The sequence below is a fragment of the Sinobacterium norvegicum genome, assembly GCF_923077115.1.
GTDB classification, from domain to species: domain Bacteria; phylum Pseudomonadota; class Gammaproteobacteria; order Pseudomonadales; family Sinobacteriaceae; genus Sinobacterium; species Sinobacterium norvegicum.
Window position 1 is genome coordinate 166,157 of the sequence record NZ_CAKLPX010000003.1, and the last position, 12,068, is coordinate 178,224.

Below are 12,068 nucleotides of genomic sequence, written 5' to 3' on the forward strand. Positions count from 1 at the left end.
TCATGGCCAATAGTGATTTCGTTCGTCAAATCAGCGCCGGCGATGGTATCAATGTCGGCGGCCAGAACAGCCTGTTGGCCAAGCTTCATATCGACCTGCAGTTGTTGGTGTTACTGCTGCTGATCAGCGGCGGCGGGTTGTTTGTGCTTTACAGTGGCAGCGGAGGAGACATTGTCAATGTCAAACGTCAGGCGGTGTTCTTCGCGGTTGCCTATGTTGGTATGTTTATCGTCGCCCAGTTCAGCGTAAATTTCTATCGCCAGGTGGCGCCATTTGCCTATGTCGGCTGTCTTGGTTTGTTGGTTGCGGTGATTTTTGTCGGCGTCGGTGCCAAGGGCGCTCAGCGCTGGTTAGATTTAGGCGTGACGCGATTTCAGCCATCGGAAGTGGTCAAGTTGGTGGTACCGATGACCGTTGCCTGGTACTTATCATCGCGGCCCCTGCCGCCTCGATTCTCCCATGTTATTGTCAGTTTGGTGGTGATTTTTGTGCCGACGTTGCTGATCGCCAAGCAGCCGGATTTGGGCACATCGATTCTTATCGCCTCATCGGGTTTGTTTATCTTGTTCTTTGCCGGTTTGAGTTGGCGATATGTCATTGTCGCGCTCGCTATTGTTGCAGGCAGTGCCTATCCCGCGTGGAACTTTGTGCTACACGGTTATCAAAAACAGCGCATTTTAACGTTGTTTAACCCCGAGGCCGACCGTTTGGGGGCGGGTTGGAATATCATCCAATCGAAGACGGCGATAGGCTCCGGTGGCTGGGGTGGTAAGGGTTGGCTCGACGGTACTCAATCACATTTGTCATTTCTGCCCGAGAGTCATACCGATTTTATTATCGCCGTCTTGGCCGAGGAGTTTGGTCTGCGCGGGGTCCTGGTATTGATGGGCTTGTATCTGTTGATTATCGCCAAGGGTTTACATATTGGTTATATGGCGCAGGACACCTTTGGCCGACTGTTGGCGGGTAGTATCACGCTGACTTTCTTTGTCTATGTATTGGTCAATATGGGCATGGTATCGGGCTTGTTACCGGTGGTCGGTGTACCGTTGCCGCTGGTCAGTCAAGGGGGCACGGCGCTGGTCACATTACTGGCAGGTTTTGGTGTATTAATGGCCATTAGTACCGAGAAAAAACGTCTAACACACTAGTTTGGTTGTATGCGGCAGCATTATCTTATGCGCCACTATTTTCTATGAAGGAGAGAAAATTGACAGTGAAAGCAGGCTGGTTAGCCATATTATTATCGACTGCAAGCCTTGTTGCTCAAGCGGATTACAGCGAGCAACCGGCGGTTCAGCAATTTATCGATGAGATGGTCGAGAAACATCAGTTTCAGCGTCAGCAACTGGAGCCATTATTTAGCAGCGCCGAAAAAAAGCAGTCTATTGTCGATGCCATCTCTCGCCCGGCAGAGAAGGTGAAAGAGTGGAAGGACTACCGTCGAATATTCTTGGTGGGGGACCGGGCCGAGCGCGGAGCAGCGTTTTATCAAACCTATCAAAAAGAACTCGATAGGGCCGAGAGCGTGTATGGTGTTCCCGCCGAAATCATCGTCGCTATTATTGGTATTGAAACTCAGTACGGCACCTATACCGGCCGCTACCGAGTGATTGATTCGCTGTCGACGCTGGCCTTCGACTACCCGCCGAGAGCGCCGTTTTTTCGCTCAGAGCTAGAGCAATACCTGATTCTAACCCGTGAGCAGGGCGTCGACCCGCTGTCACTGAAAGGTTCTTATGCCGGTGCTATGGGTTGGGGGCAGTTTATCTCCAGCAGTTATCGCCACTATGCCGTGGATTTCGACGGCGATGGTAAGACCGATATCTGGCATAACCCCAGTGATGCCATCGGCAGTGTCGCTAATTATTTCAAGGTCCATGGCTGGCAGAGTGGTCAGCCGGTGACAACCCGCGTGGCGGTGAATAAAAACAGCGATCAGAGCAAGGTTAATACTGGCCTCGAGCTTAATTCAACCGTGGGTGAACTGCAGACTGCAGGTTTTCAACCCTCGCAGTCATTACCCTCGGCGATGAAGGCCAATATATGGCAATTGCAGGGCGAGTACGGCAGTGAGTATTGGATCACATTACCGAATTTCTATACCATTACGCGTTACAATCACAGCCATCTTTATGCGATGGCCGTCTACCAATTGAGTCAAGATGTGGCGGCATTGATTAAACCTTGATATACCGCAAATCAGGCGGTAGTGAACTTTGTTCTCATTGCCGCTAACCCACTGTTTTATTAGTATCGATGTTTAATATCGGCCGTTAATCAAACCACCGTTACCAGGAATATTGGATGCAAAATGTTAGTCGATTAGGCCTCAGTATTGTGACGCTGTTCAGCATGATCTTAATTGGCTGTACGTCGACCAGCACCGGCCCGCGCAATGAGCCCATTACCCCGGGTAAGGACAGTGCGCCGACGCATCGGCCATCGGCAGACAGCATTATTGACGCGACACCGAAAGTTGAAGCGGTCACGCGTGCTGGCAATCGCTCACCTTATATGGTGGCCGGTATTCAATACTCGTTGCTGCCCACGGGCGCTGGCTACAAAGAGAGCGGCGGCGCCTCATGGTATGGCGCAAAATTTCATGGCCGTAACACCAGTAATGGCGAGGTTTATAACCAATACGCAATGACGGCGGCGCATAAAACTCTGCCGATCCCTAGTTATGTTCGAGTCACTAATAAGGCAAATGGCAAACAGGTTATTGTCCGGGTTAACGATCGTGGCCCGTTTCACCCCGGTCGAATTATCGATCTATCCTATGCGGCGGCGATAAAGCTCGATTATGTCGACAAGGGCGTGGCTCAGGTCGAGGTTGAGTATATTGATCCGGTGGCCTGGGAACGTCAGCAGCTGGCCTTGGCGCAGCAGCGCAGAGCCGAATCGACACCGCTAAAACCGTCTGTCTCGGCGTCTCCCGAGCAGCCGTTTATTCAGGTGGCTGCGACCTCGAACCGCAATAATGCCAATAACTTAGCTGTTCGTTTGCGAGCCGCAGTCGATGACCCAGTGACGGTTTCCGAGGTGACAACGGCACAGAATCAACAGCTTTACCGGGTGCGTATTGGACCGTTAATTGACGAGGCGCGGGCCAAGGATGTTCAGCAGTTACTGGAGCGGCAGGGGCTGGGTTCTGGCCGCCTGGTTAAGCAATAATTTATCGCTAATGTCGCTGAACTTGTCGCTGAAGGTAGGCTCTAATAGCGGTTGATGACGGCAGCTATTAATAGTCTGGCGGTAATACGCTACAATGGCTGCGATGAATCAGACGTTCGGTCATCAACGCTCTTATTTAATCTTGATTTTTCACCTACAACAGAGGCATTAGCCAGTTAACAATGAAACTTACTAAATTCTTTTCTGCCTGTGCGCTGGTTTGCGCCGGTGCGTTAACGACTGCAGCCGTATCCGCGGCGCCATCTTTAATTCCTGCCGAGCCAAAGCTGGCCGCCAAGTCGTGGGTGCTGATGGATGCCGACAGCGGTAAAATTATCGCTCAGCACAATGCCGATGAGCCGCTGCCCCCCGCCAGCCTGACCAAGATGATGACCAGCTATGTGGTTTCCTATGAGGAGGCTCAGGGCAACGCACATAAAGAAGACATGGTCAAAATCAGCAAAAATGCCTGGGCATCAAACCCAAAATTCCGCGGTTCTTCGCTGATGTGGATCGAAGTCGGCAAGATGGTTAAGCTCGACGACCTGCACAAGGGAATTATTGTCTCCTCAGGCAACGATGCCAGTGTTGCCGTGGCCGAGCATCTAGCCGGCAGTGAAGATGGTTTTGCCCAGGTGATGAATAAACACGCCGAGTTATTGGGCATGCGCAATACGCATTTTATCAATGCCCATGGTCTGCCCGCCGATGGTCACTACAGCACGGCTTATGATATGGCGCTGCTGGCCCAGGCGATTGTTAACGATTTCCCCACCGACTATGAAATGTATGCCAAGCGCGATTTCACCTTTAATGGCATCCGTACCCCCAACCGCAATAAGTTGCTGTGGCGCGACCCCAGTGTTGATGGCTTAAAAACAGGTCACACCAGCGAGGCTGGCTATTGCTTGGTCGCCTCGGCCAAACGCCAGGACATGCGTTTAATTGCCTCTGTTATGGGCACGCGTACAGAGGAATCGCGAGTACAGGAAACACAAAAATTATTGAGCTATGGCTTCCGTTATTTTGAGACTGAAATGCTTTATCAGGCTGCCGAGCCGCTGATCACCAGTAAGGTTTGGAGCGGTGTTGGCGACAGCGTCGAGCTGGGCTTGGTCGATGATTTGATCTTGACACTGGCCCGCGGTCAATCGAACAACCTCGAGGCGGTGATGGAGGTTGATACCGTGATAAAGGCGCCGTTTGAAAGTGGTCAGGAGCTGGGGCGTCTTATCATCAGCCTCGATGGCGAGGAGTTGGCTAACAAGCCTCTTGTTGCCTTGCAGGCGGTAGAGGAAGCTGGTTTTATCTCTCGTCTGTGGGATTCAATCGTATTGTTCTTTGTCGGGCTATTCTCTTAATAGCGAATATGAAAGGTTAGATGTAATGACGAATAATCAAGAGCCACCAAAGATTGAATTTCCCTGCAGTTATTTGATCAAAGTGATTGGCGACTCAGCGCATGATTTTCCTGCTTTGGTCTGCGATATCATGAAAAAGCACGACGCCGATTTTGACGGCAAGCACAGTATTCGCAACAGCGGTAAAGGTCGTTTTGTGTCGATTAATGTCACGATTACCGCTCAGGGCGAGCAGCATCTGGAAAATATTCATAAAGATTTAAAGGCCACCGGCCGAGTCAAAATGGTTATTTAGGTGTTAAAGCAGTCAACCCTGCAGGCGGACTTTAACCAACGCCAGCCTATCGTGCTGCGTCGTCCCGGCCTCGTCGATTACACCGAATCATTTGAGTTAATGAAGCAGTTTACCGAGCAGCGTCGTCAAGACTGTTTGGATGAACTGTGGCTGTTACAGCACCCTGCCGTTTTTACTCAGGGCAGGGCTGGCAAGGCCGAGCACCTGTTATCCGTTGGCGACATCCCGGTGGTACAGGCCGACCGCGGTGGTCAGGTGACCTACCATGGCCCCGGCCAGCTGGTGGTTTATTTGATGATCGACATTAAGCGGCTGGGTATTGGTGTACGTGATTTGGTCGATAAGATTGAGCAGAGTCTGGTCCATACCCTGGCCGCTTTTGGTATCGTATCGGCGCCGAGGCCTGATGCGCCAGGGGTTTATGTCGGTGATAAGAAAATAGCCTCGCTGGGGTTGCGGATTCGCCAGGGCCGCTCCTTTCATGGCCTGGCCTTGAATATCGATAATGATTTATCCCCCTTTAATCGCATTAACCCCTGTGGCTATGCTGGCATGGCAATGACCAGTGTCGAGCAGCAGTTAGCGGGGCAGGACAGCAAAGATTTATATCGTCGTGTAGAGCAGCGTTTGGCGGCTGACTTGGTGGCCAGTTTTGGTTACCAGCAGACGCAGTTGCTGGCATCACTGCCGAGCACTAACACCCTTCGAGAGGATAAGTAATGAACGATGCGATGGATATGCTACGCGAGGTCAATGAACGCGTTGCGGTACCGTTAGAATTACCCGACCACGATGATATTGTCGACGTTGAAGAGCAGATTCTGATTGGTATCCCCGGCGACTTTCGTCTCTATCTACTAGAGTGTAGCGATGTTATTTACGGTTACTACGAACCGGTTACCGTCGCCGATCCTCACTCCCATACCTATCTTCCTGAGGTCTGCTCGGTGGCTTGGTCGCTGGGTGTGCCCCGAGAATTGATCCCTCTGTGTGAGTATCGCGGTGAATACTACTGCGTTAACGAATCCGGTGAGGTTGTACATTGGATCAATGGCGAGATTAACGAGGGTGAGTGGCCGACTATTTGGCACTGGATCAAGTCTGTTTGGTTGGTCGACATCGCCTGGTAAATATCTGGGCGATGAAAAAATACTAATAACTCTTCAATACTGAAGCTAAATATCATGTCAGCACTAAAATATCGTCGCGACATCGACGGCCTTCGCGCCGTCGCCGTCACTCTGGTTGTCTTGTTTCACTATCAATTCCCCTTTATCACCGGCGGTTTTATCGGCGTCGATGTGTTTTTTGTCATCTCGGGTTTTTTGATTACAGGCTTGCTGCTCAAGGCACAGAGCGTCGATGACTTTAGCTTTGCGACTTTTTATTCACGCCGTATTCGCCGCTTATTACCGGCATTCTTACTGGTGTCGCTGGTCACTTTTGTGGTGATTTCTCGCTACTACATGGACGACGATTATTACATCTTTTCGAAGAGCTGGATGGGCTCTGTCATCGGCTTGAGTAATATCTTTTTTCACGGTCAGCTGTCGCAGTATTTCTCCGCCGATGCCAAAATCATCTCCTTGCTGCATACATGGTCACTGGCGGTTGAGGAACAGTTCTATTTTCTCTGGCCACTGCTGCTGTTGTTGCTAAAGCCACTGATCAAACAGCCCAAGTTTGTACTGATTTTTATTGCACTGTGGTTGGCCACATTTGCATTGTCAATTTGGTATGCCTTTACCGATCCTGTTGCGGCTTATTTTTTGCTGCCAGCGAGGATGTTTGAGCTGTTGTTGGGTTGTGGGTTGGCGTTGTTTTCTCATCGGCTGCCAGTGCTTAAACGATGGCAAAGCGAGGTGTTGAGCACGACCGGTTTAGTGGCGATTGTTGTCAGTGCAGTGCTGTTAAGCGGCGACAGCGTCTTCCCCGGTTATAACGCATTGTGGCCGACGGCGGGGGCGGCCTTGATTATCTATGCCGGTATGTCCAACCAGCAGAGCTTGGTGACTCGCCTGCTCAGCACCCAGGTATTTGTCTTCTTGGGTACCTTGTCGTATTCACTTTACCTGTGGCATTGGCCACCGGTGGCGTTGTTAAACTACCAGTTGGTTGAACTAACGCTGCCAATTCAGCTTGGCTTAATTACCTTCGCCTTCTTTGCCGCTTGGTTTACCCATGCTTTTGTTGAAAACTCACTGCGCTACCGCCACTGGACGTTAAAGAAAACCTTTTGCTGGCTGATCCTGTTGCCGTGTTTTTTGATTTGGCTGGTACAGCTGACTATCCGTACCAACGACGATATTAGTTTCCGTATTCCGGCAGAGAAACGTGAACTGTACAAGATCATGCAGCAGCAAAATGCGGGAGACCTGTACAAGGCGTGTTTTGGCGGGCCGGACTATGACTTCGACCAGAGTGAAACCTGCTTGTTTGGTAACAAAACCGCCGATGGTAAACCCAATAGTGTGCTAGTAGGAGATAGTCATGGCACAGCGATGATTGGTTTTGTCGAACAATTGGTTGCTGGCACGCCTTACTATTTTTTGGCCGTCACCAAAGCCTCTGCGCCTTTTATTAGTGAGCCTAATATTGATAAGGCATTCCGCCGCGATAAAGACAAACAGCGCAGCCGCGCGCTACAGCAGTATTTAATCGATAACCCGTCGATGACGGTGTTTATTAATAACTGGTGGTCGTCGTATATGCAAAACCCTCAGTATATTGAGTACATGTCGGCGACGGTGGCATGGCTGATAAAGCAGGGACATGAGGTGGTGATTATCGAAGACGTACCCAGATTGCCAAGCCAGTCTCATGCTTATTGTTTAATACGGGGGGCGACCGACTGTGACATCGATGCAGTGCAGACGCAGAAGAACCTCAAGCAGGCCAACCATTTTAGGGCGGTGTTAGAACAGCGCTTCCCCGAGGTGTTGTGGATAAACCCCCGACGGGCAATCTGCGATGACGAGGTCTGCAAGACGACGCTCGATGGCCTGCCGTTGTACCGCGATGACCATCATTTAAATTATCTCGGTTCAAAAAAACTCGGCGATGAATACCTTCGACGTTTCGAAAACCCGCTGCAACAGTTAGAGATTAAGGAGTAATTCTGTTATATCTAGCATAAATATATTTAACAGGATGTTAATTGATGGCAGGTGTCAGCTTACTAGCCTTAATCGATAAAATTACCGTTGCCCTTGATGACGTTGCGCTGATGACCAAGGTGGCGGCGAAGAAAACCGCCGGCGTGCTTGGCGATGATCTGGCGCTTAATGCGCAGCAGGTCAGCGGTGTCAGGGCTGATAGAGAGCTGCCGGTGGTGTATGCCGTGGCCAAAGGGTCGGCACTGAATAAACTGATTCTTGTTCCTGTGGCGCTGTTAATCAGTGCGGTTGCGCCCTGGTTGATCACACCCTTGCTGATGCTTGGTGGTGCCTATCTCTGCTTCGAAGGTGTCGAGAAAATAGCCCATACTGTCTTACATCACGACAGTGATGATGACTTTGAGCACCGGATTGAGGTGCTGCAAACTGAGTTAACCATCGACGAGGTCGAAAAACAAAAAATCAAAGGCGCTGTGCGTACGGATTTTATTCTATCGGCAGAGATTATTGTGATCGCACTGGGGACGGTGCAGCAGCAGTCGCTGAGCGATCAAATTATGGTGGTTTCGCTGATTGCAGCGGTGATGACAGTCGGGGTTTACGGTTTGGTGGCCGGCATTGTGAAACTTGATGATGCCGGTTTATATTTATTACGCCAACCTGGCGCTGGATTATCAGGCTCGATAAAACACTTTCTTGGCCGAGGCCTGCTTAGTTTTGCCCCTAGGTTGATGGCCTCGCTGTCAGTGATTGGCACGGCGGCAATGTTTTTAGTCGGTGGCAGTATTCTTATTCATGGTGTGCCGATGCTGCACCATATTCAGCAGCCACTTGTTGATGCTGTGGCTAGCTGGCCTATTATTGGCTCAGTTGTGGCCGTTATCATGCCGTTTGTTGTTGAGATGGCTGTTGGCATGGCTGTCGGTGTTGTGGTGTTGATAGTTGTCTCGTTGGTTGGTCGAATGTGGCAACGTGACCAGACGTAAGAATCACACGATTCTAGTTACGACAAAAGCAATATACATAAGATGGATTTTAGGATGACATACAGAAATTGTAAGACGGCAGTCTTTGTTCTCAGCCTGCTTCCTGCTGTGGTGATTGCAGGTCAGAATAGTTCGGCAAACTTTGGCGGCCCCGACGCTGTGGAAAACCAAATAGCAGCGGATAAGAAACAAAAACAACAAACGGTCAAAGATCAGCTGGCTGAGCAGGGAGTGCAGCTGGCGATTGATTACTCGATGCTGGCGGCCGGCATCAATAATACCCTACCAGGCACTGATGATTTCGCCGCCGGTGGTATGCTGCGTTTTTACGGCAGTTGGCAGGTTGCTGGCGATAATACGGGTAACGGCGGTAGTTTGATTTGGAAGGTGGAGCATCGTCATAGCTATACCGATATTGAGCCGCGGTTTTTAGAATTTAATGGCGGTGGTGTCGGTCTGCAGGCACCACCTTTTTCAGATCAGGGTGGTCGGTTGACCAACCTCTATTGGAAGCAAAAATTTAATGGCGGGAAAAGTACATTTGTCGCCGGTTACTTAGATGCCACCGATTATGTCGATGTCTACGCCGTTGCGAGTCCCTGGACAGGCTTTGTTAACTTCGCTTTCAGTACTGGCAACAACACCATGGCACTGCCGGGTGACGCCACCCTCGGCATAGCAGGGGCAACGATGCTGACGGATAATTTTTATGTTATCGGCGGTATTACTGACATGGAGTCAGACCCGACCAAGCCGTTAGATGGTTTCGACACGGCCTTCAGTGATGGCCACTATTTTAAGTCGTTAGAATTCGGCTGGACCTCAAGCCAAGAGGCTATCTACCTCGATAAGATACATCTGACTTTTTGGGACTCTGACAGAAGTGATGCGATGAATCAGGCTGCGGATAAGGGGGTAAATTTCTCTGCCTCTAAGATGTATGGTCAGTGGTTACCGTTTGTCAGAGCGAGTTGGGCGGATGAGGGCAGCTTACTGGGTATCGACAAGTCGCTGAGCGGCGGTTTTTCTTATTATGGTTTGGGCCGGGAAACCGATAATCTTGGAGTTGCGGTTAACGTCTCTAATATCACCTATGCAGATGAAGATCAGGTCACGCTGGAGGCCTTTTATCTGATGAAATTCTTCGACAGCCTGGAGCTCACTCCGGATTTACAGTGGGTGCAAAATCCGGCGGACAACCCGAAAGAGAATAATATTATTGTGGCGGCACTGCGCACTCGAATATTTTGGTAGCCGCGTGTTGGCTCGCTATCGAAATGGCTAATGGCTTAAAAATTCATAATCGATAGCGACTATATCAAACACCTGTTCGCCTGTTGGTGTTGCCACGGTAAACTCGTCATCAATCTGTTTGCCTAGCATTGCCTTGGCCATCGGCGAATCCATACTTAACCTGTGTTGCTTCAAATCGAATTCATCGGGGCCGACGATGGTAAACACCAGCTCGTCACCCTCTATATTTTCAATGGTGACAGTGGCGCCGAAGTAGACCTTGTGTTGATTGCTCGGCGGTTGCCGAACCACCGTCACGGCTTCGAGTCGCTTAGTTAAATAGCGGACTCTACCGTCGATCTCCCGCAACCGTTTCTTACCGTAAATGTAATCGCCATTCTCAGATCGGTCGCCATTGAGGGCGGCCTCATGGACGGTTTGCACGACCGTCGGGCGCTCAACCTTCCACAGCTGGAAAAGCTCATCTTTGAGTACTTTTTCACCGTGTGTTGAGATGTAATTTGAACCCCAGCGCCGAGGGGGACGATATCTGCCCATAATAACCCATGATTGAAGCCGCAATTTGAACAGATTATCGCTTGCTTACTAGGATTTAAAGCCAAATTTACGTACTCTCATGCAGTACTTGGCACTGACTGGTAAAGGTTGAATAGAATGATGACATTAGCACGACGATTGACGCTCTCCTTATTGCTGCCCATGTTGGCGGCCGGTGCAGCGACAGCAGCGAAGCCAGAAAAGCAGCAGGCCGTTGGTGAGGTGATCAGTGGCCAGCTTATTCAGGGCGGTATTATTATTCGGCAATACCCTGTCGACGCCAAGGTAACCGTCAATAATCGGCTGCTGCGCCCCGATGCAAAGGGGGTGGTAATGTATGGCTTTGACCGTGACGCTCCGGCACAGTTGACGCTGGAAGTTGAGACTGCGGATGGCCAGCGTGTTGTAGAGCAACTGGCTATTGAGCAACGTGCTTATCGTGTGCAAAAAATTGAGGGTATAAAGCGGGCAATCATGTCTCCCAGTGCAGAGGATTTGACTCGTATTCGTGCTGAATCGAAGCAGGTTAAGCTGGCCCGTAAAGATGATTTAGATCTTCAGGGGTGGCAGCAAAACTTCCAGTGGCCAATAACGGGGCCAATTACAGGTGTATTTGGCTCTCAGCGTGTCTATAATGGCGTGCCGAGTCGACCACATTATGGCGTCGATGTGGCAGCTCCCGTTGGTGCAGAGGTGTTCGCACCGGCATCGGGCAGAGTGACACTGGCCCATGATAATATGTTTTATTCCGGCGGCACGGTGATTATCGACCACGGCCACGGCTTATCGTCGAGTTTTCTCCACCTCAGTAAGCTTCACGTCACCGTGGGGCAGATGTTGGAGCAGGGCGACTTGGTGGCCGAAGTAGGTGCCACAGGGCGGGTGACAGGCCCTCATTTGGATTGGCGGATGAACTGGTTTGATCAGCGCGTCGACCCCGAATTACTTGTTGGACCTATGTCGAAGTAATAGGTTTAATGACCACACAACAACAGAAAATACGGTGCTGCTGCGGCGGCCGAAGTAGGAATGTAGTAATGATAGATGACAAGTTATTGAGTATTCTGGTCTGCCCTGTGAGCAAGGCACCGGTGGTATTGAGTGAAGATAAGAGTGAACTTATCTGTTACGCCAGTGCCCTGGCATACCCTGTTCGTGATGGCATTCCGGTGATGTTAGAGACCGAGGCGCGTGCCTTAAGCGAAGAAGAAAAGCTCGATCGCTAAGCTTATGTCAGTGGTTAACACTGGCGAAACCACGCTGTAATCAGGGTGCTACCATCGAAACGATGGATTCTGTATAATTTAGCCCCTTTTAAATTTTAGCTTGTTGCCATTGGGCG

13 protein-coding genes are annotated in these 12,068 nt (G+C 50.5%); 12 read left to right on the top strand and 1 reads right to left on the bottom strand.

The window, feature by feature from the left end; genetic code table 11:
• Window positions 1-2: 2 nt before the first annotated feature.
• The 10 genes from rodA (at window position 3) to L9P87_RS12720 (ending at window position 10,189) form a co-directional block, all read left to right on the top strand.
• Window positions 3-1,151 carry a rod shape-determining protein RodA gene (rodA, locus tag L9P87_RS12675; protein ID WP_237445121.1) on the top strand — a complete coding sequence of 383 codons (1,149 nt, stop codon included), beginning with the start codon at window positions 3-5 and terminating at the stop codon, window positions 1,149-1,151.
• 65 nt (window positions 1,152-1,216) lie between these two features.
• Window positions 1,217-2,191 (top strand): lytic murein transglycosylase B, encoded by a 975-nt coding sequence (mltB, locus tag L9P87_RS12680; RefSeq protein WP_237445475.1) that lies wholly within the window; start codon window positions 1,217-1,219, stop codon window positions 2,189-2,191.
• Window positions 2,192-2,307: 116 nt separating this feature from the next.
• Window positions 2,308-3,177: a septal ring lytic transglycosylase RlpA family protein gene (locus L9P87_RS12685; RefSeq protein ID WP_237445122.1), complete on the top strand. Its 870-nt coding sequence runs from the start codon at window positions 2,308-2,310 to the stop codon at window positions 3,175-3,177.
• A 182-nt stretch (window positions 3,178-3,359) separates the two neighbouring features.
• Window positions 3,360-4,538, top strand: coding sequence for a D-alanyl-D-alanine carboxypeptidase family protein (locus tag L9P87_RS12690; RefSeq protein ID WP_237445123.1), 1,179 nt, complete (start codon window positions 3,360-3,362; stop codon window positions 4,536-4,538).
• 25 nt (window positions 4,539-4,563) lie between these two features.
• Window positions 4,564-4,833, top strand: a complete 270-nt coding sequence (locus L9P87_RS12695; protein ID WP_237445124.1) for an HP0495 family protein — start codon at window positions 4,564-4,566, stop codon at window positions 4,831-4,833.
• A 99-nt stretch (window positions 4,834-4,932) separates the two neighbouring features.
• The gene (gene lipB / locus L9P87_RS12700) at window positions 4,933-5,553 is read left to right on the top strand and encodes a lipoyl(octanoyl) transferase LipB (protein ID WP_237445476.1); all 621 of its coding nucleotides are present in this window, start codon (window positions 4,933-4,935) and stop codon (window positions 5,551-5,553) included.
• A complete protein-coding gene (locus L9P87_RS12705; RefSeq protein ID WP_237445125.1) occupies window positions 5,553-5,963 on the top strand; it encodes an SMI1/KNR4 family protein in 411 nt (136 codons plus the stop codon). The genes lipB and L9P87_RS12705 overlap by 1 nt, the downstream gene beginning before the upstream one ends.
• Window positions 5,964-6,017: 54 nt before the next feature.
• Complete coding sequence (locus L9P87_RS12710) at window positions 6,018-7,949, top strand: acyltransferase family protein (RefSeq protein WP_237445126.1); 1,932 nt, start codon at window positions 6,018-6,020, stop codon at window positions 7,947-7,949.
• Between the two features lie 44 nt (window positions 7,950-7,993).
• Complete coding sequence (locus L9P87_RS12715; RefSeq protein ID WP_237445127.1) at window positions 7,994-8,935, top strand: DUF808 domain-containing protein; 942 nt, start codon at window positions 7,994-7,996, stop codon at window positions 8,933-8,935.
• A 54-nt stretch (window positions 8,936-8,989) separates the two neighbouring features.
• Complete coding sequence (locus L9P87_RS12720) at window positions 8,990-10,189, top strand: carbohydrate porin (RefSeq protein WP_237445128.1); 1,200 nt, start codon at window positions 8,990-8,992, stop codon at window positions 10,187-10,189.
• Between the two features lie 27 nt (window positions 10,190-10,216).
• Here L9P87_RS12720 and greB read toward each other — a convergent pair whose 3' ends face one another.
• On the bottom strand, window positions 10,217-10,726 hold the full coding sequence (greB, locus tag L9P87_RS12725; RefSeq protein ID WP_237445129.1) for a transcription elongation factor GreB: 510 nt from the start codon (window positions 10,724-10,726) through the stop codon (window positions 10,217-10,219).
• 117 nt (window positions 10,727-10,843) lie between these two features.
• On the opposite strand from greB, the gene L9P87_RS12730 reads away from it, so the two are divergent.
• Complete coding sequence (locus L9P87_RS12730; RefSeq protein WP_237445130.1) at window positions 10,844-11,695, top strand: M23 family metallopeptidase; 852 nt, start codon at window positions 10,844-10,846, stop codon at window positions 11,693-11,695.
• A 68-nt stretch (window positions 11,696-11,763) separates the two neighbouring features.
• Window positions 11,764-11,952, top strand: coding sequence for a Trm112 family protein (locus L9P87_RS12735; RefSeq protein ID WP_237445131.1), 189 nt, complete (start codon window positions 11,764-11,766; stop codon window positions 11,950-11,952).
• Window positions 11,953-12,068 lie beyond the last annotated feature (116 nt).

Bases quoted from the DNA above. Each gene is read 5' to 3' on its own strand.
- rodA (WP_237445121.1), top strand. From the start codon at position 3: ATGGCCAATAGTGATTTCGTTCGTCAAATCAGCGCCGGCGATGGTATC.
- L9P87_RS12685 (WP_237445122.1), top strand. From the start codon at position 2,308: ATGCAAAATGTTAGTCGATTAGGCCTCAGTATTGTGACGCTGTTCAGC.
- L9P87_RS12690 (WP_237445123.1), top strand. From the start codon at position 3,360: ATGAAACTTACTAAATTCTTTTCTGCCTGTGCGCTGGTTTGCGCCGGT.
- L9P87_RS12695 (WP_237445124.1), top strand. From the start codon at position 4,564: ATGACGAATAATCAAGAGCCACCAAAGATTGAATTTCCCTGCAGTTAT.
- lipB (WP_237445476.1), top strand. From the start codon at position 4,933: ATGAAGCAGTTTACCGAGCAGCGTCGTCAAGACTGTTTGGATGAACTG.
- L9P87_RS12705 (WP_237445125.1), top strand. From the start codon at position 5,553: ATGAACGATGCGATGGATATGCTACGCGAGGTCAATGAACGCGTTGCG.
- L9P87_RS12710 (WP_237445126.1), top strand. From the start codon at position 6,018: ATGTCAGCACTAAAATATCGTCGCGACATCGACGGCCTTCGCGCCGTC.
- L9P87_RS12715 (WP_237445127.1), top strand. From the start codon at position 7,994: ATGGCAGGTGTCAGCTTACTAGCCTTAATCGATAAAATTACCGTTGCC.
- L9P87_RS12720 (WP_237445128.1), top strand. From the start codon at position 8,990: ATGACATACAGAAATTGTAAGACGGCAGTCTTTGTTCTCAGCCTGCTT.
- greB (WP_237445129.1), bottom strand. From the start codon at position 10,726: ATGGGCAGATATCGTCCCCCTCGGCGCTGGGGTTCAAATTACATCTCA.
- L9P87_RS12730 (WP_237445130.1), top strand. From the start codon at position 10,844: ATGATGACATTAGCACGACGATTGACGCTCTCCTTATTGCTGCCCATG.
- L9P87_RS12735 (WP_237445131.1), top strand. From the start codon at position 11,764: ATGATAGATGACAAGTTATTGAGTATTCTGGTCTGCCCTGTGAGCAAG.